General features: G+C 70.4%; 19 protein-coding genes. 10 read left to right on the forward strand and 9 right to left on the reverse strand.

The window, feature by feature from the left end; genetic code table 11:
- Positions 1-6 precede the first annotated feature (6 nt).
- Positions 7-2106 (reverse strand): S9 family peptidase, encoded by a 2100-nt coding sequence (locus DPM19_RS15955; RefSeq protein WP_111868248.1) that lies wholly within the window; start codon positions 2104-2106, stop codon positions 7-9.
- A gap of 124 nt (positions 2107-2230) precedes the next feature.
- Here DPM19_RS15955 and DPM19_RS15960 point away from each other — a divergent pair, with 124 nt between their 5' ends.
- From DPM19_RS15960 to DPM19_RS36285, 4 genes are all read left to right on the forward strand, one after another.
- The gene (locus tag DPM19_RS15960; protein ID WP_111868251.1) at positions 2231-3574 is read left to right on the forward strand and encodes a serine/threonine-protein kinase; all 1344 of its coding nucleotides are present in this window, start codon (positions 2231-2233) and stop codon (positions 3572-3574) included.
- A 13-nt stretch (positions 3575-3587) separates the two neighbouring features.
- Positions 3588-4460 (forward strand): N-acetyl-1-D-myo-inositol-2-amino-2-deoxy-alpha-D-glucopyranoside deacetylase, encoded by an 873-nt coding sequence (mshB, locus tag DPM19_RS15965; RefSeq protein WP_111868254.1) that lies wholly within the window; start codon positions 3588-3590, stop codon positions 4458-4460.
- A gap of 92 nt (positions 4461-4552) precedes the next feature.
- Positions 4553-4951, forward strand: a complete 399-nt coding sequence (locus tag DPM19_RS36280) for a DUF6113 family protein (RefSeq protein WP_233510198.1) — start codon at positions 4553-4555, stop codon at positions 4949-4951.
- Positions 4948-5439 (forward strand): flavin reductase family protein, encoded by a 492-nt coding sequence (locus DPM19_RS36285; protein WP_233510199.1) that lies wholly within the window; start codon positions 4948-4950, stop codon positions 5437-5439. The genes DPM19_RS36280 and DPM19_RS36285 overlap by 4 nt, the downstream gene beginning before the upstream one ends.
- Here DPM19_RS36285 and rocD read toward each other — a convergent pair.
- Positions 5421-6623 carry an ornithine--oxo-acid transaminase gene (rocD, locus tag DPM19_RS15980; protein WP_111868262.1) on the reverse strand — a complete coding sequence of 401 codons (1203 nt, stop codon included), beginning with the start codon at positions 6621-6623 and terminating at the stop codon, positions 5421-5423. The two genes, DPM19_RS36285 and rocD, sit on opposite strands and share 19 nt — an antisense overlap.
- A 91-nt stretch (positions 6624-6714) precedes the next feature.
- On the opposite strand from rocD, the gene DPM19_RS15985 reads away from it, so the two are divergent.
- Positions 6715-7161, forward strand: a complete 447-nt coding sequence (locus tag DPM19_RS15985; RefSeq protein ID WP_111868264.1) for an Lrp/AsnC family transcriptional regulator — start codon at positions 6715-6717, stop codon at positions 7159-7161.
- Between the two features lie 30 nt (positions 7162-7191).
- Positions 7192-7671 carry a ribonuclease E activity regulator RraA gene (rraA, locus tag DPM19_RS15990; protein WP_111868267.1) on the forward strand — a complete coding sequence of 160 codons (480 nt, stop codon included), beginning with the start codon at positions 7192-7194 and terminating at the stop codon, positions 7669-7671.
- A gap of 8 nt (positions 7672-7679) precedes the next feature.
- Here rraA and DPM19_RS15995 read toward each other — a convergent pair whose 3' ends face one another.
- The 6 genes from DPM19_RS15995 to DPM19_RS16015 form a co-directional block, all read right to left on the reverse strand.
- A complete protein-coding gene (locus tag DPM19_RS15995; RefSeq protein ID WP_111868270.1) occupies positions 7680-9455 on the reverse strand; it encodes a serine/threonine-protein kinase in 1776 nt (591 codons plus the stop codon).
- A gap of 9 nt (positions 9456-9464) precedes the next feature.
- On the reverse strand, positions 9465-10199 hold the full coding sequence (locus DPM19_RS16000; RefSeq protein WP_146778889.1) for a hypothetical protein: 735 nt from the start codon (positions 10197-10199) through the stop codon (positions 9465-9467).
- Between the two features lie 771 nt (positions 10200-10970).
- A complete protein-coding gene (locus tag DPM19_RS34855; RefSeq protein ID WP_146778890.1) occupies positions 10971-11501 on the reverse strand; it encodes a hypothetical protein in 531 nt (176 codons plus the stop codon).
- 318 nt (positions 11502-11819) lie between these two features.
- Positions 11820-12488, reverse strand: a complete 669-nt coding sequence (locus DPM19_RS16005; protein ID WP_111868275.1) for a hypothetical protein — start codon at positions 12486-12488, stop codon at positions 11820-11822.
- A gap of 10 nt (positions 12489-12498) precedes the next feature.
- Positions 12499-13593 (reverse strand): acyltransferase family protein, encoded by a 1095-nt coding sequence (locus DPM19_RS16010; RefSeq protein ID WP_111868277.1) that lies wholly within the window; start codon positions 13591-13593, stop codon positions 12499-12501.
- A 34-nt stretch (positions 13594-13627) separates the two neighbouring features.
- Positions 13628-14440, reverse strand: coding sequence for a class I SAM-dependent methyltransferase (locus tag DPM19_RS16015; RefSeq protein WP_111868280.1), 813 nt, complete (start codon positions 14438-14440; stop codon positions 13628-13630).
- A 95-nt stretch (positions 14441-14535) separates the two neighbouring features.
- Here DPM19_RS16015 and DPM19_RS16020 point away from each other — a divergent pair, with 95 nt between their 5' ends.
- From DPM19_RS16020 to DPM19_RS16030, 3 genes are all read left to right on the forward strand, one after another.
- On the forward strand, positions 14536-15282 hold the full coding sequence (locus DPM19_RS16020; protein WP_146778891.1) for a hypothetical protein: 747 nt from the start codon (positions 14536-14538) through the stop codon (positions 15280-15282).
- Positions 15283-15356: 74 nt separating this feature from the next.
- Complete coding sequence (locus DPM19_RS16025; RefSeq protein WP_111868285.1) at positions 15357-16223, forward strand: crotonase/enoyl-CoA hydratase family protein; 867 nt, start codon at positions 15357-15359, stop codon at positions 16221-16223.
- A gap of 144 nt (positions 16224-16367) precedes the next feature.
- Positions 16368-17183, forward strand: a complete 816-nt coding sequence (locus tag DPM19_RS16030) for a polysaccharide deacetylase family protein (protein ID WP_233510201.1) — start codon at positions 16368-16370, stop codon at positions 17181-17183.
- Here the strand turns inward: DPM19_RS16030 and DPM19_RS16035 are convergent.
- Positions 17180-17389 (reverse strand): putative acetyltransferase, encoded by a 210-nt coding sequence (locus tag DPM19_RS16035; protein ID WP_111868457.1) that lies wholly within the window; start codon positions 17387-17389, stop codon positions 17180-17182. The two genes, DPM19_RS16030 and DPM19_RS16035, sit on opposite strands and share 4 nt — an antisense overlap.
- A gap of 143 nt (positions 17390-17532) precedes the next feature.
- On the opposite strand from DPM19_RS16035, the gene fdxA reads away from it, so the two are divergent.
- A complete protein-coding gene (gene fdxA, locus DPM19_RS16040) occupies positions 17533-17859 on the forward strand; it encodes a ferredoxin (protein ID WP_111868288.1) in 327 nt (108 codons plus the stop codon).
- Positions 17860-17889: the final 30 nt, after the last annotated feature.

The following is a 17889-nucleotide window of genomic DNA, read 5'->3' on the forward strand; positions in this document are numbered from 1 at the left end:
GACCCTTCAGGGACCCTCGGGGTTCGCCAGGGCCCGGCGCAGGAAGTCGACCTGGAGGGTGAGCAGGTTCTCCGCGACGGTCTCCTGCGGGGTCATGTGGGTGACCCCGGACAGCGGCAGCACGGTGTGCGGGCGGCCCGCCGCCAGCAGGGCCGAGGACAGCCGCAGGGTGTGCGCGGCGACCACGTTGTCGTCGGCCAGCCCGTGGATGAGCAGCAGGGGCCGCTTCAGCGCGGGGGCGTCCGCGAGCAGCGAGTTGTGCGCGTAGTGCTCGGGGTCCTCGTCCGGGTGGCCCAGGTACCGCTCGGTGTAGTGGGTGTCGTACAGCGCCCAGTCGGTCACCGGGGCGCCCGCCACCGCGGCGTGGAACACGTCGGGGCGGCGCAGCACCGCCAGCGCCGCCAGCCAGCCGCCGAACGACCAGCCGCGGATCGCCACCCGGCCCAGGTCGAGCGCGGCGGGGTACCGCCGGGCCGCCTCCTCCAGCGCGGTGACCTGGTCCTCCAACACCGGGCCGACGAAGTCGCCGCGCACCGCGCGCTCCCAGGCCGGGCCGCGGGCCGGGGTGCCCCGGCCGTCCGCGATCACCACGGCGAAGCCCTGGTCGGCCAGCCACTGCGCCTCGTAGTAGGCCCGCCGCGCCGCCAGCACCCGCTGGGCGTGCGGCCCCCCGTACGGGTCGAGCAGCACCGGCAGCGGCCCGTGCTCGGGGCGCCAGCCGGTGGGCAGCACCACCGCGGTGCGGATCTCCCGGTCGCCCGCCCGCACGATCTGCACCGCGGGGTCGATCACCGGGGCCTCGGCCCGGGACTCGATCTCGAACGTGCCCGCCGGGCCGGTGACCGTCGTGGTGACGCCGTGCGCGTCCGGGCGCGACCCGGTCAGGACGGTGATGCCACCCGAGCGGGTGCCGGAGAAGACGCCCGCCTGCCCGGTCAGCCGGTGCAGGCCGTCCGGGCCGTACGACCACACGTGCACCTCGGTGGGCTCCTCGGCGGCCGTGAACAGCACCGAGGCGCCCTCCACCCCCAGCACCGACCGCAGTTGCAGGCCGGGCGGGGTGACCGGCTCGCCGGCCACGGTCAGCCGCCGGGTGTCGGTCTCGTGGTCCTCGGTGGCCCACACCAGCGCGCCGGAACCGGTCCGGGCGGGCACCCCGGCCACGATCTCCACCCAGACCGGGTCGTGCTCGACGTGCTCCAGCGTGGTCTCGCCGTTGCTCGGGTCGACCCGCAGCGCCCGCAGCGCCCGCTGGTCCCGGGTCTGCACGACGATCAGCAGCCCCTTGGCGTCCCAGTGCGCCGTCACCACGTACGGGAACTCGCCGCGGTCCCAGCCGACCGCGACCCGGCGGCCGTCGAGTTTCAGGAGCGTCAGGGAGACGATGGCGTTGGGGGTGCCCGCCGCCGGGTAGGCGATCGTGACCGGGTCGGCGGCCGGGTCGGCGGGGTCGGCGATGTGCCAGCGCTGCACCGGGGTCTCGTCCACCCGGGCGACCAACAGCGACTCGCCGTCCGGGGACCACCAGTACCCGCGCATCCGGCCCATCTCCTCGGCCGCGATGAATTCGGCCAGCCCGTAGGAGATCTGGTCGCTCTCGGGCTGCACCAGCGCCCGGTCGTCCTCGTCGCCGGTGAGTTCGATCACACGCAGGGTGCGGCCCGAGACGTACGCCACCCGCCGCCCGGTCGGGTCGATCCGGGGGTCGAACACCGGGGTCTGCGCGCCGAGCGCCCGCACCCCGCCGGTGCCGCGCGGGTCGGCCAGGAACAGCCGGCCGCCGAGGGTGAACACGGCCTGGGACCCGGTGCGGTCGAGCGTGTAGCCGACGATGCCGCCGGCCTGCTCGCGGGCGCGCTCCCGGCGGGCCCGCTCCTCGGGTGGCAGGTCCTCCTCACCGGCGACGTCGAGCGCGGTCGGGTCGGCGACCAGCCGCTCCTCCCCGGTGGCGGTGTCGAGCGTCCACAGGCAGGTGACCGGGTCGGTGCCCGCCTTCGTCCGCAGGAACGCGACGTACGACCCGTCCGGGGCGATCTGGAAGCCTCGCGGCACGCCGAGGGTGAACCGCCGGGTACGGGCGCTCTGCCGGGGATAGCTCGTGGTCATTCACCCGAGTCTGCCAGCCGCCGGGACCCGGTTGCGTTACGGCATCGCCGGATGGCCGGGGAACGGCCCCCTGCTGGCATAGGCTCGGGGAGGCCGTGTCCGTTTTAGTCCACCGGAGTCGTCGATGGCAGAGCTGCAACCGGGTGATCCGCGACGGCTGGGGTCGTACGAGCTGATCGAACGGCTGGGGGAGGGCGGGCAGGGCACCGTCTATCTCGGCCGGGACGCCGCGGGCGAGCAGGTCGCGGTCAAGTTGCTGCGCGGGGACCTGGCCGAGGACGAGTCGGCGCGCGCCCGGTTCGTCCGCGAGGCCCAGGCGGCCAAGCGGGTGGCCCGCTTCTGCACCGCCCAGGTGATCGACGCCGACGTCGCCGGAGACCGGCCCTACATCGTCAGCGAGTTCGTCCCCGGGCCGTCTTTGGACCGGCTGGTCAAGGACGAGGGGCCGCGCACCGGGGCGGCGCTGGAACGGCTGGCGATCGGTACCGCCACCGCGCTGGTGGCCATCCACCAGGCCGACATCGTCCACCGCGACTTCAAGCCGCACAACGTGCTGATGGCGCCCGACGGCCCTCGGGTGATCGACTTCGGGATCGCGCGGGCGATCGAGTCCGGCTCCACGGCCAGCACCAAGGCGATCGGCACCCCCGCCTACATGGCCCCCGAGCAGATCGCCGGCCGCCCCCTCACCCCCGCGGTCGACGTGTTCGCCTGGGGCGCGACGATGGTCTTCGCGGCCACCGGCCGGCCGCCGTTCGGCCAGGACCAGGTCACCGCGGTGATCAACCGGGTGCTCAACGAGGAACCCGCGCTGGACGGGGTGCCGGACGACCTGCGCGGCCTGATCACCGACTGCCTGGCCAAGGAGCCCGAGCGCCGGCCCACCGCGCAGAGCCTGATGATGCGGCTGATCGGCGACGCCACCCCGCCCGCACCGGTGGCCGCCCCCGCGGTCGACGACGCGACCCGGGTGGACCCCTCGACCGACGAGCTGCCCACGGCGGTGCTGGCCGCGGGCGTCCAGCGGGCCGAGCCCGGGCCGGCCGCCACGGCCGTCCTCGGCGGCGGCGCCGAGACGACGCGGCAGGCGGGCGAGCCCGCGGCCCCGCGCCGGTCGCCCTGGCCGGTTGTGGTCGCGGTCGCCGCCGCGGTCGCGGTGCTGCTGCTGGCGGGCGCCATGGCGATGATGCTGGACGGCGACGATAACAAGACGCCGACCGTCGGCCCGACCACGCAGCAGCCCACGGAGGATCAGAGCGACCCCGCCGAGGAGCCGTCCGGCCCGGCGACGGAGCCCTCCGCCGAGCCTCCGCCGAGCCGCTCCGAGCCGCCGCCGTCCTCCGAGCCGCCGCCGTCTTCCGAGCCGCCGCCGAGCTCCGAGCCGCCGGCGTCCCCGCCGACGGAGGAGGAGCCCCCGGACGATCCGCCGGACGACCCCCCGGCGTCCGGCGACGCGCAGGCTCCCTGAGTAGGCTCGGGACATGAGTGAGCGGCGGATTCTGTTCGTGCACGCGCATCCCGACGACGAATCGATCGGGACCGGCGCGACCATGGCGAAATACGCGGCCGAGGGTGTCCAGGTCAGCCTCGTCACCTGCACGCTCGGAGAAGAGGGCGAGGTCATCCCGGACGAGCTCCGCCACCTCGCCGCCGACAAGGAGAACCGGCTCGGCGAGTTCCGGACCGGGGAACTGGCCGAGGCGTGCGGCGCGCTGGGCGTGCGCGACCACCACTACCTCGGCGGGCCGGGCCGGTGGCGCGACTCGGGCATGATGGGCGCCCCCTCCAACGACCACCCGCGCTGCTTCTGGCGCGCCGACGCCGAGGAGGCGGCGGCCGAGCTGGTCCCGCTGATCCGCGAACTCCGCCCGCAGGTGATCGTCACCTACGACGACCGCGGCTACTACGGGCATCCCGACCATATCCAGGCGCACCGGGTGACCCGCCGGGCGTACGAGCTGGCCGCCGACCCCGGATACGGCGAGGGTGAGCCATGGCGGGTGGCCAAGCTCTACGCCACCGCGATGCCCCGCAGCGTGCTGGTCCGCTCGATCGCCGTGATGGCCGCCTCCGAGACGCCCTTCGAGCGGGTGTCGGGGGTCGACGAGCTCACCTACGGCGTTCCGGACGAGGAGGTGACGACCGTGGTGGACGCCCGCGACCACCTGCGCGCCAAGATCGACGCGCTGCGGGCGCACCGGACGCAGATCGTCGTCGCCGAGCCCTTCTTCGCGCTGTCCAACAACGTGGGGCAGCAGGCGTTCGGCGTGGAGTACTACACGCTGATCGAGGGCGAGCGGGGGCCGTCCGCAGCGGATGGGCGGGAGACCGACCTGTTCTCCGGTCTGAGCTAGTCTGACCCGCTGTGGGGATAGACGACCAGAAACCGGGTGGAATAGGGCCGTATCCGGTCCCACCGGAGGTTCGCCACGAGCCCGATCCGACAGTGCTGGCCATCCTCACCGGCCTGGCCTACGGGGCGCTGGCGGCGCTGGGCGTCGTGCTCGGCCTGGTCGGCTCCTTCACCCACGCATGGCTGCTGGGCGGCGTCCCCGTGGTACTGCTGGTGCTGCTCGCCGTCAACCTGGCCGGAACCTGGCTGGCGGGCTGGGCCATGGGCGGCAGGCTCGGCGGGATCGTGCCGGCGGCGGCCTGGACGCTGGTGGCCGTGCTGATGTCCACCCGGCGCCCCGAAGGCGACCTGATCATCTCGGGCACCCTGCTCGGCTACGGGTTCCTCCTCGGCGGCATGGTCACCGCGGCCGTGGCGATCATGCTGATCCCCTCGGCGTCCACACCCTGGCTGCTGCGCGGCGCCCCCGGTGCACCGGCCGTCGGCCCGTGAACGGTCCGGATCCCCTCGAGTTCCGCCGGGTGGCCGGCCGTTTCGCCACCGGCGTCGTGGTCGTGACCACCACGCTGGACGGCGTCGACCACGCGATGACCGTGAACGCCTTCACGTCCGTGTCGCTCGATCCGCTGCTGGTGCTGTTCTGCGTGGAGCGCACAGCCCGCTTCCACGACGTGGTGCTGGCCACCGGGCAGTGGGCCGTTTCGGTGCTGGGCGAGGAGGACCGGGAGGCCTCCGACTGGTTCGCCACCCGGGGCCGGCCGCTGGAGGGGCAGCTCGACGGGCGCCCCGTCGCCCGCGGCGAGAAGACCGGCCTGCCGCTGTTCGCCGGGGCCGTCGCCGCCCTGGAGTGCCGGAGCTGGGCCGTCCACGACGGCGGCGACCACAGCATCGTGGTCGGCGAGGTCCTGTCGCTCGGCGTCCCGGACCCCGCCGCCCGTCCCCTCCTGTACTACGAGGGCCGCTACCGCGGGCTGCGCTGAAGCGCGAGCTCCACCTGGTCGAGCGCCCAGTCGAGGTCGTCCCGCTCGATCACCAGCGGCGGGGCCAGCCGCAGCGTGGTCTCGTGGGTCTCCTTGGCGAGCACGCCCAGATCCATCAGCCGCTCGCTGACCGGACGGGCCGGACCGTGCAGCTCGACCCCGGCCCACAGCCCGCGCCCGCGCACCTGGCGGACCTGGTCCCGCGGGAGGGCGCCGAGCCGCCGGTGCATGTGCGCGCCCAGCACCCGGGACCGCTCCTGGTACTCGCCGGTCCGCAGCATCGCCACCACCTCGCGGGCGATCGCGCAGGCCAGCGGGTTGCCACCGAACGTCGAACCGTGCTGCCCCGGCTTGAAGACGCCCAGCACGTCCGAGTCGGCGATCACCGCGGAGACCGGCATGATGCCGCCGCCCAGCGCCTTGCCCAGGATGTAGACGTCGGGGACCACGTTCTCGTGCTCGACCGCGAAGATGGTGCCCGTCCGGCCCAGCCCCGACTGGATCTCGTCGGCGATCATCAGGCTGCGATTGGCCGTGCACAGCTCCCGGACGGCCGTCAGGAAACCGCTCGGCGGCACGTTGACCCCCGCCTCGCCCTGGATCGGCTCGATCAGTACCCCGACCGTGTCGGCGTCCATCGCCTGCTTGAGCGCGTCGACGTCGCCGTACGGGACGGTCCGGAACCCCGGGGTGTACGGGCCGTAGGCGTCCTTGGCGTCCGGGTCGGTGGAGAAGCTGATGATCGTGGTCGTCCGGCCGTGGAAGTTGCCCTCGAAGGTGATGATGTTGGCCTGACCGGCGGGCACGCCCCGGACCTCGTACCCCCACTTGCGCGCGGCCTTGAGCGCCGTCTCGACGGCCTCGGCGCCGCTGTTCATCGGCAGCACCATCTCCTTGCCGGCCAGCGCCGCGAGCTCCTCGACGAACGGGCCGAACTGGTCGTGGTCGAAGGCCCGGCTGACCAGGGTGACCTTCTCCAACTGGGCCCGGGCCGCCGCGGTGAGCCGCGGGTTGCGGTGCCCGAAGTTGACCGCTGAGTACGCGGCCAGCATGTCCAGGTAGCGGTTGCCCTCGACGTCCGTGACCCAGGCGCCCTCGGCCTCCGCGATGACGATCGGCAGCGGATGGTAGTTGTGGGCGCTGTGCCGTTCGGACAGGGCGCGCAGCCGCTGGGTAGGCGTCATGGAACTCCTTCTGGTGACGATCTCGCATCAAGCGTAAGTTCGGGTTCGGGTGGCCTCCTATGCTGAGAAGCGACTTCGGAGGGCTTATTTGTTGCGTCTTGACGAGCTTGACCATCGAATCGTTGCGCAGCTGCTGGAGGACGGCCGCGCCTCGTACGCGCAGATCGGCGAGCGGGTCGGGCTGTCCGCCCCCGCCGTCAAGCGCCGGGTCGACCGGCTGCGGGCCGACGGCGTCATCACGGGGTTCGCGGCGGTCGTCGACCCGTCCGCGCTGGGCTGGACCACCGAGGCCTTCATCGAGATCTTCTGCACCGGGGCGACCGCCCCCGAGGAGATCCACGACAGCGTACGGCGCCACCCCGAGGTGGTGGCCGCCTACACCGTCACCGGCGACGCCAGCGCCCTGGTGCACCTGCGGGCCCGCGACATCCACCATCTGGAGCAGGCGCTGGAACGGCTGCGCAGGGAACGCAACATCTCCCAGACCCGGACGTCGATCGTGCTGTCCCGCCTGATCGGCCGCCCCACCGGCCCGTGACCCGGATTACCGGCCGGTAGGCTGCCGGTCATGGAGTTCGCGACCGCCGATCTGATCGACGACTTCGACGCCGAACTGGCCAGCTGCGAGACGCAGTTCCGGCAGTACGGGGCGCGCACCGCCTTCGCCGGCCCGATCGCGACCGTCCGCTGCCACCGCGACAACGCACTGGTGAAGAAGCTGCTCAACACCCCCAGCGACGGCCGGGTCCTGGTGGTGGACGGCGGCGGCTCCCTGGCCTCCGCCCTGATGGGCGACCTGATCGCCGCCGCCGCGGTCACCCAGGGCTGGACCGGAGTGGTGATCAACGGCGCGGTCCGCGACGTCGCGACCCTGCGCACCCTGGACCTCGGCATCAAGGCCCTGGGCGCCAACCCCCGCAAGAGCGCCAAGGCCGGCACCGGCGAGGTGAACGTCCCGGTCACCTTCGGCGGCACCGACTTCCACCCCGGAGCCTGGCTCTACAGCGACGAGGACGGCATCGTCGTCGCCTCCCGCCCCCTCCTCTGAGCCTCGGCTCACTCGGGGAGGACCGTCAACTCGGGAAGCGTCCCCTCGGTACGCCCACCCGCGACCTCCGGGGACACCTTCGTGCCCTGCCGGGTGACCTCCACCATGCGCGGCGGGTTGGTCGGGGCCAGCCGGTAGCTCCCCGGCGGGGGCGAATTTCGCACCGGAACGGTGAAGTCGTGGATGTCGACCCAGGTGCTCAGGTATGCGCAGGTGTCCATGTTGTAGGGCTGCGACTCCTGAGCGTGCTTTTGAACCGTCTTGATGGGCGTCCCGCCTCCCTGTGGGAGGCCGCTGCGCGGAACCACAGCCGCCTCGTACAGCCAGACGTTGCCTTCAGAGCCGGCGGGTTCGGGTTCTTCCTCGCCACCGTCGTCCGATCCGATGCCAAAGCTGAAGTCGGCGATGACGTCTTTGCGTTTGGTGTGCTCACCGAAGCATTTCAGGGAACCGTCGGATGCGTACTTGCCACCTGACGGGGTCCGTGCAGTGAAGCGCATGGTGAACCGGACCTTGGTACCAGGCCGGACTCGTGTGGGGGAGACGGTGAGGTCCAGCTTGATGAACGGGGTGTGAGCGGCGGGCATGTGCGGCTGGCCGACCAGAAGCCCTGGCCGGGTGAAATAGGCGTGAACGGAACCTCGGGAGATCCCGCCGACCTCCGGACCGGACGGCCAAAGCAGTACCGCTGCGGTCACCGCAGCCGCACCGCCGACACCGGCCACACCGGTGGCCACCTTGGCACCGCCGACCTTGGCGAGGATTCCCTGCCTGCTGAACTCGGCCGCGGCCTGACCGAGATGACCGGCATTCTCCGCAACCGAGCCGGCTGCGTGTCCCGCCGCTCCGCCCGTGCCGGAGATGATGGCGGCGCCCTGGGTGAGGGCCGTCCCACCGAACAGGGCTAGCGGTAACGCCGTGGCCAGAGCCGCAGCCGCCGCTCCCAGGGCGATCAGACCCCGCTTCTCCCAGTCGGCACCGTAGGCATCGGATGCCAGTGACTCCAGCGCGGAGACGAATTCGACCGCGTTCTCGTACCGCCGCCCCGGTTCCTTGTCCATGCCCCGGGCGACCAGCGGACGAAGCGCTTCGGGCAGCGATCCATAAGGGATGGGCGCGGCCCGGTGTAGTTCGCCGAGTACCTGGACGTCAGCATCCGGATAGGGCGGGGCTCCTGTGATGCATTCGAAGAACACACAGGTAGCAGCGTAAATATCGGTCTCGGGCGAGGCGGGGCCGCCGTTCCACTGCTCCGGGGCCATGTATCGGGGAGTGCCCAGACCGTCGCCTCGGCCTGTGAGTACGGCGATGCCGAAGTCGACCAGTTTGCTCTGGCCGTTCGGCTGAACGATGACGTTGGCGGGCTTGTAGTCGCGGTGAACGACGTCGACCGCATGCGCCGCGGCCAGACCGAACAGAGACCCCTTGAGCATGGCCAGTGCGGCCTCCGGGGCCAGTACCTGTTGCTCGTCCAGCAGTTTCCGCAGGGTGGACCCGCCTACGGCCTCCATGACGATGGCGGCCCCTTGGGGTCCTTCCACGTACTGGTACAGCCGTGCCACGTGCGGGCTGGCCACACGCTGCAGAACCGCAGCCTCTTTCCGGAAGAGCAACTGAGTGCGGGGGTTTCCCAGTAAACCGCTGTCCAGATACTTGATGGCAGCAATGTGACTTGAGTTATCGGTGCGAGCGAGAACTACTCGTCCCTGAGTTCCGCTCCCAATCTTTGATAACTCGGTATAGCCAGAGACATGCCATTTTTGATCAGGTGTCGATTCGGGCATGGATTCTGTTCAGCCGATCCTCTGCAGCTGTCGAGTCAGTATCTCTGTAGCTTTTTTCTGGATCGGTCCGGCCGCCTGGGACGGCTTGGTGCGCTGCCAGTAGACGGAGGTTACTACTACATTGCCGCGTATGGCATAGTCGTAGTACAGGTGGACTACATTGATGATGCTGGTCGAGGGAGGGTAGGTGTTCTTCTCTCTCCCCTGGATGTGCTGCCACTCCGCGACTTTGTCCTCAACGATCTCCCAGGTGCCGTCGAAGGCGAGCTTGATACGCCCGTTGGGCAGCTTTTCGGATCTTTCCTCGTGCTTCTTCGGGCAGGTGGTCGCCTTGGACCTGAGGGCTCCGTAAGCCTTGGTGGCGGCTTCCCCGTCTGCGTAGGTTGCGATCAGTTGTACGAAGTTCGCCCCGGTGTAGTTCTTGTCGGGTTCCGAGAACTGGCGGACGACCGTCTCGGGAGAGCCAGGGAGTTTGACGCTCGACAGGTAGCACGAGGGGGCCGCCCCCTTCGTAATATCGCGCATCTCCGCTGCTTGCGCCTTCATTTTCGAACTCAGCTCTGCTGCCCCCAGCAGGGATTTTCTGATGTGCGCGAACTCGTATTTCGGTGGCGCAGGGCTGGCCGAGGGGCGGGACCGGGCGTTTTTATCGCTTTGCTGCGCTTCGCCGCTGCAACTGGCCAGCGTCACGGTGGTGGCTACAGAAAGGCCGGTCAGGCAGGCCACTCTTGCCGACCAGTGCATTATGGCCTCTCTTTCTGGGGGAAGATTATGATCAGCGGGGTCGAGAATTCGTCTGGATTTCCCCGACGATCAGCGGGAAGGGTTCGGACGTCCGGTACGCTGCACCGAGGCTTCCCGAAGAGGGCGTATCACAGTTGGGGCCCGCGCATGTCCATGTGACATTCCAGTAAATTGTTGCTGTGATCTTGTAGGACCCTCCGGCTTGGCCTGCTGAAGAGCGGAGGTAAGTATGGGTGCAACTTCCGTTCACCGCACGCGATGATTCGCAGGTCAGGGTCTTTTCGCCCAGCTCCCATACAACTTTTTCGGGATCGGCAACAGCTGTGATGTTTTCGCCGGGAACGCCCACGTTTATGCGGAACTCCCGAAATTGGGTGCCGCTAATCCGGAGGCTTGTGGTGAGTTGTACATAGGTTCGAGGGCTGGGTGAAACGCTGACCACGGGTGTAGGTAGGGGAATCCGGTCGAAAGCGGACTGGGCATATGCTTCCGACGGGACGTTCGCGGGGGGAGGGTCTTGCCCTGGGGGGCATTCTATTTGCCCATCAGGGTTGATACCGCAACCGAAGCCCGGGCCGTTGCCGCCGCCTCCACCGCCCCCGCCTCCGTTGCCATTACTGCCAGGATTGCTTCCGTCGTGGATCGCGACGCAGGCGGGCTCCCCATTTGGTAGTCGGATCATCACACAGGGCGCGGCGAGTGCGGAAGAGGCGGGAGCGGCGATCAGTGCGGCTCCGGTGAGCAATGCCGCGGTAAGGCCGGTAATTTTCTTCAGCATCTCTTGCCTAGCTTTGTGTCGGATATGGTCCAGGTTCCGCCGGCGTACTTCATAAGTGATTCTTGGATGTTCGTTCCTCCGGGATACGAACCCAAGCGCTTTCCGGTTCTGGTGGAGAAGCGATGCGTACCCAGGGTCCGGACGCAGTCGATGACGATGACCAGCGAATTATCTTTGGAGCGCCCTTTGACACGTGGGTTGAGTACGTTGGTGAAGCGCCATATCTCACCTTTGGCATGAGTTCTCTCGACATCTTTGGTGACGCTCGTCAGGAGAGGGTCCATGGCCACGGTGGTCAGGCTTGAAGGGTCGCCGGTCTCGTAAGCGTTTTTGTACGCCTTGTGGTACTCCCGGTAGCGGGCCAGAACCTGGGCTTCGACCTGCGAAACCGGGAGGGTGCCGGGACCAGGAGGTGCAGAGGGGCCGGTGGGGGCGGCCTCGCCGCCGTAGCGGCCTGTTGGCTGGAAGGTGCCGCCGGAGGGTGAGTCGGAGGCGCAGGCGGTGAGCAATGCCGCCATGGCCACGGGTCCGAGGGACCGTAGGAAGCGGGCGGGCCACATCGCAACACCTGATCATTCAGCCGACACAGGCGGATTACCCGCGAAAGCTTACTGAGGAGGATGTGGCCAGTGAAGGGATTCGTTGCGCTCGTCTTGCCGGAAGGGCAGTGAAGTATGGCTGCAAGGTGCCATCTGCAAGTGAGATGAACTCTATTCACGCTGGTCGTAGCACATTCACTTGATCTAGCAGGGCCAGCACCGATGATTCGGCGCCGGTATCACTCTGGTCACGCTCGACCCCGCGCTGTGATCTTCTTTTCTAGAAGAGCGTTCTCGCGAAGGTCAGCGTCCGATGTCGCGGACCAGGTCCAGCGCCAGCAGCAGGTCCAGATGGATGAAGGTCTCCAGCTTCGCCCCGTCCGGTACCTCCGGATCCGCCGCCAGGCGGTCGAGCACCGCCAGGGCGCCCCGGACGTCGAGGTCGTCGAAGAGCGCCGCCGTGGCCTCGTCCGCGTACGCCCGGTGCATCGGCCGGCCGGGGGAGCGGGCCCAGCCGGCGACCAGGCCGCGCAGCCGGCGCAGTTCGGCGTCGGCGTCGGGCAGCACCGTCCCGCCCAGGTCGAGCGGGTCGCGGTAGGGGACCCGCAGCATCGCCAGCCGCACGCTCAGCGGGTCGAGCCCGTCCGGCACGGTGCCGGGGCCGGTCGCCGGCCGGACGCCCAGGAAGGCGCCGGCCGGAGGCGGCTCGCCGCCGTGCTCGGCCACGTGGAGTTCGGCCGAGGCGCCGGCACCGAGGTCGGGCGGGCGGACGTTGAGCTCGTCGAGGTCCCGCTCGGGCGCCGAAGAGCCAGCGCAATACAGCCGGACCTCGCGCCGGGTGCGTCCGGCCACCCGGCGCAGCAGGTCACCGACCACGTGGGTGCGCGGCGCCGGGCCGTGCACCCGGATCCGCAGCGGTCCGGAGGGGACGGGTTCGGCCTGGCCGGTGCGCGCGTCGTGGATCCGCAGCATGTCTTCCAGGCTAGTCGGCGGACTTGCGGGGACCCGGCGGGCGCTTCTTGGTGGGGTGCCGGAGCGGGGTGAAGGCCCAGGTCATCTTGGGTTCCAGCGCCCAGCGCATGGTCTTGACGACGGGCTTGGTGCACAGCACGGTGCCGATCACCAGGGCCGCCGCGGACATGGCGAGCACCCCGGGCACCGTGTGCATCCACTCCAGGTCGTAGGCGTCCACCAGGAGCAGCCCGCGGGTGTAGAAGCCGTGCAGCAGGTACGCGTACAGCGTGGTGGTGCCCAGCGCGGTGAACCAGTGCTGCCCGGTCGGCACGATCGCCAGGAAGGCGGCCACCAGCGCGGTCGCGGCGACCAGCATGGCGAACCGCATCAGCGTGCCGGTGACGTTGTCGACGTTCAGGTCGTCGTGCCCGCTGCGCCAGAACACCCACTCCATGGCCATGCGCCGGCCCAGGGTGCAGGCGAACACGAAGCCGCCGAGGAGGGTCAGTACGCCGGCGATCCGGGCGCGCCGTGTCTTGAGAAGTTCGAAGTGCTCCGGCCGCAGCATCAGGCCGAGCACGTAGAAGGGGACGAGCCCGAACACCCGGTGCATGTCCAGGGTGCTGGGCAGCTCGCCCATGTAGGACAGCAGCGAGATCGCCACCGCGACGGCGAGCGGCCAGCGGATCTGCTGCCAGACGGGGGTCGACAGCCGCCACAGGAACAGCGCCAGCAGGAACCACGTCAGGTAGTACGGGTCGAGCAGGCTGATCCGCAGCGGGTTCCCGCCGACCAGCGCGTCGTAGGTCGAGTAGGCGACCTCGAAGACCACGTAGGGGACGCCGAGGTTGGTGATGAGCTTGCGGGCCTTGCCGCCGGAGAAGGTGAAGTTCCGCGAGAAGTAGCCGGTGACCACGATGAACAGCGGCATGTGGAACATGTACACGAACAGGTAGAGGCCCCGGGCGAGCGGGACGTCCTTCAGGTAGGCGATGGAGTGGCCCACCACCACCAGCAGGATCGCCAGGAACTTGGCGTTGTCGAAGAACGGGTCGCGGGACCGCGTGGCGGGCGGGGGAACCGTCGGACGTATCGCGGCGGTGCCGGGAAGCGTGTCTGCCATGGTGCGGGGCCTCGGGGTTCGGGTCGGGAAGCGCTTAGAGCGCGCCCGGCTGGCCGGGCTGGTAGGGCTCGCCGGGGGGCATGGCGGTGCGGTCGGCCTTGCGCACCGCGGCGAACCGCAGCCGTACGTAGTCGGCGACCCAGCCCGACTCCCGGCGCAGTGCGGGGGCGGCCAGGTCGTTGATCCGGCCGAGTAGCGGGTCGACCAGTTCGGGCGGTACCTCGGCCAGCGGCTTGGCGGCGAACACCCGGACCCAGTCGGCGGCGCCGTTGGGCCCCTCGGTCATCCGGGTGGGCCGGTCGGCGTACTCCAGCAGCCGCACGGTGAAGCCGCCCTCCTCCAGCCTGGTCGCGTATTCGGCCGGGCTCGGAAAGTACCAGGGCAGCTCGGGTTCGCCCAGCCCGAACACGCGCCAGGCGGTCTGCATGGCGACGATCAGTTCGGCGCAGTTGCCCGCGCCGCCCATCTCGGCCACGAACCGGCCGCCGGGCCGCAGTGCCGCGTGCACGTGTGCGATCACCGCGTCGGGGTCGCGGGTCATCCAGTGCAGGGCGGCGTTGGAGGCGACGGCGTCGTACCGTTCGGCGACGGTGAAGTCGTGGGCGTCGCCGACGGCGAACGACAGGTTCGAGTGCCGTGACGTCGCCTGAGCGATCATCTCCGGCGACCCGTCGATGCCCAGTACCTCGGCACCGCGCTCGGCTATCTCGGCGGAGAACGAGCCCGTCCCGCAGCCCAGGTCGATGACGCGCTCACCCGGTTGCGGATCGAGCAGGTCGACCAGCGGAGCGCCGTGTGCGGTGACGTACCCGAAGGCGGAGTCGTACGTCGCAACGGCCCAATTCACAGTCGTAACTTATCTGACAATCAACCCAGCTGAGGTGGGCTTGGAGTTCGTCGCCGCCGTAACGCCCGCTGGCCTGGCTGCGTACCGTTGGGCATATGGCCCAGCTACCGATCGTCCCCGCACCCCGGACCCTCGTCGCGCACTTCGTGGTGGTCGATCCTCGCAAACCCGCCCTGCCTGGGGCGTATCAGGAAATCGGCCCCGAACACCCCGTCATGCCCGACCCGGGAGTGCTCGCCCGGAGCGGTGCGGACCCCGCGGCGCTGACCCGGGCGGCCGCCTCCCGGCACCTGCTGGTGACCCGGTCGGGCCCGGCCGGCGGCGCCGCCCACCTGATCGTGGCCCGCGACGACGCGGCGGCACTGGCGGCGGCCACCGGCGGCGTGCTCCTGGACCCGGCGCTGGCCCGCTTCGCCGAGATCCCCGCCCGGGTCCGCCCGGCCATCCCGCTGCGCGCGGGTTCGGCCGCCCCCGCCGCCGTGCGGGCGTTCGTGCCGGGGGAGTGGATCCGGATCATGGGGACGCCGGCGGCGGACGGGCTGGCCCTGACCACCCTCGGCCTGACCCGGCTGGGCGCCCCCGAACTGCGCGTCGCGGGGCTGCCGCCGTACCTCGGCCAGGCCTGGGCCAGGCTGCTGCACACCCTGGCCGGGCTGCTCGTCCCGGCGCTGTGGCGTGACCCCGCCGCCCTGCCGGGCGAGTTCGTCCTCGACGGCGAGCCCGTCGGCCTGCGCTACGCCGACGGCGCCCTGACCCCCGTCCCGCCGCCCGGCTTCACCGGCGCGGAGCAGTCCTGGCGCACCCACCTTGCCACCGCGCTCTTCCCCGCCGCCCGGAGCTGACCAGGCCGGGTACCGGACCTACAGAAGGCGGTTCTAGAGTCTGGTTCTACATCGAGGCGCGAGGAGGTACGCGGGTGTCGTACAGCGAGATCGAGTACGAGGTCAGGGACGGGATCGCCACGATCACGATGAACCGGCCGGAGCGGCTCAACGCCTACACCTACGTGATGCGCGGCGAGATGATCGACGCGTTCGAGCGGATCGACGCCGACGACGACGTGCGCGTCGCGGTGGTGACCGGGGCCGGGCGGGCCTTCTGTGCCGGGGCCGACCTGGAGGGCGGCGGCGACACCTTCAACCGGGAGAAGCGCACCGAGATGTTCGGCGCCGACCTGCTGGAGGACGGCACCCCCCGCGACGGCGGCGGCACGGTGGCGCTGCGCATCGCGCAGTGCCTCAAGCCGGTGATCGGCGCGATCAACGGGGCGGCGGTCGGCGTCGGCATCACGGTGACCCTGCCGATGGACATCCGGCTGGCGTCCGACAAGGCCAGGTTCGGCTTCGTGTTCGCCCGGCGCGGGATCGTGGCCGAAGCCGCCTCCAGCTGGTTCCTGCCGCGCGTCGTTGGCATCCAGCAGGCCATGGAGTGGGTGACCACCGGCCGGGTGTTCGACGCCGAGGAGGCCCGCGCGGGCGGGCTGGTCCTGCGCACCCACGCCCCGGACGACCTGCTGCCGGCCGCCTACGCGCTGGCCCGCGAGATCGCCGACAACACCTCCGCGATCTCGATCGCGGCGATCCGCCGGCTGATGTGGTCCGGCCTGTCCGCGACCACCCCCTGGGACGCCCACGTCGCCGACTCGCGGCTGATGGCCGCCCTGGGGCAGTCCGCCGACGCCGCCGAGGGCGTCACCTCGTTCCTGGAGAAGCGGGCCGCCGAGTTCCCGATGCGCGTCTCCACGGACCTCCCGGCCGAGGTCCCGGACTGGCCGCTGCGCTGACCAGACCCCAGCCGGATCCGGGTGCTGTCATGCCCGGACCCTGACCGCGCCGTACACGAGGCCCGGATGCCGGGACGCCATGCCGTTCTGCGTCTATGGTGTCACGTTGGGTAACGGGGGTATTCAGGGCCGCGGGGGTGCAAGGTGAGGAAATCGCGGATCGGTGTGGTGGCGGCGCTGCTGGTGATCGCCGCCGTCTGCAGCGATCTGGCTTCGCCGCGGCCGACGGAGGGCCCGCCGCAGGCGGCGCCGCAGTCGCGCAAGCCCGTCCGGCCACCGGGGCCACCCCCCGTCGACTGCTCCATCGCCAGGTGCGTGGCGCTGACCTTCGACGACGGGCCCGGCGCGCACACCGAGCGGCTGCTGGGCATGCTGCGCGCCCGGAACGCCCGCGCCACGTTCTTCGTGCTCGGCCAGAACGTCGGGCTCTACCCGCAGGCGCTGCGCCGGGCCGTGGTCGACGGGCACGAGATCGCCAACCACAGCTGGTCGCATCCCAACCTCACCGGGCTGCCGGCCGACCGCGTCCGGACGGAGGTCGGGCGCACCCAGCGGGCGATCCTCCTGGCCAGCGGCCGGCCCTCGCTGCTCTTCCGGCCGCCGTACGGGGCCACCGACGCCACGGTGGGCCGGGCGTCCGGGCTGCCGCAGATCATGTGGAGCGTCGACACCCTCGACTGGATGCACCGTGACCGGGCGCGGGTCGCCCGGGTGGCGATCGGGCAGACGCGGCCCGGCGGGATCGTCCTGTTCCACGACATCCACAAGACGACGGTGGACGCGATCCCCGAGGTGCTGACCGGGCTCTCCCGCCGGGGCTACCGGTTCGTCACCGTCTCGGAACTCTTCCGGGGGAAGCCGCCGCTGCGTCCCGGCGTCCGCTACACCGAACGCGACCCGCAGACCCCGACCCCGGCACCGACCCGCACGGCGACCGCGCGGCCGGTCCGGCACGGTTAGCGGCGGGCCGGGGGAGCCGGAGGGACGACCTTGCCCGCCACGATGATGCCGCGCGGGACCTCGACGGTCTCGCCGGTGCGGCGGCGTATCCTGAGGACGTCGTCCTGCCACGATTCGAGGACACCGACGACATCGCTGTACTCTCCGGAGGGCAGGCGCCGACGGAGCGAGACCCGCTGCCCAACGTCCGCTTCGGTGACGCTCATCACCAGCCGTGCAACGAATCGGCCGGACAAGTGGCGACCCCCGTGTCGTATGAGCCTGCTGACAGTCGCAATACTAGGTGTCGACAAGCTTGCGGTGAGCCGTGGCGTACGGCGGGGCCGGAGGATTCGAGAGGAGTCATGACGTGACCTACGTCATTGCGCAGCCCTGTGTGGACCTGCTCGACAAGGCATGCATCGAGGAGTGCCCCGTCGACTGCATTTACGAGGGACAGCGTCAGCTCTACATCCACCCTGACGAGTGCGTGGACTGCGGTGCGTGCGAGCCGGTCTGCCCGGTCGAGGCGATTTACTACGAGGACGACCTGCCTGACCAGTGGAAGGACTTCTACAAGGTCAACGTGGAGTTCTTCGACGACCTGGGTTCGCCGGGCGGTGCCTCCAAGGTCGGCAAGATCGAGAAGGATCACGCGATCGTGGCCGCACTGCCCCCGCAGGAGCACGACGAGTGACGTGACGTTCGAGGGCCGCGGTTCCGAAGT

Origin of the sequence: Actinomadura craniellae, assembly GCF_003289645.1 — a bacterium.
In the GTDB taxonomy this organism is placed as follows: Bacteria; Actinomycetota; Actinomycetes; order Streptosporangiales; family Streptosporangiaceae; genus Actinomadura_D; species Actinomadura_D craniellae.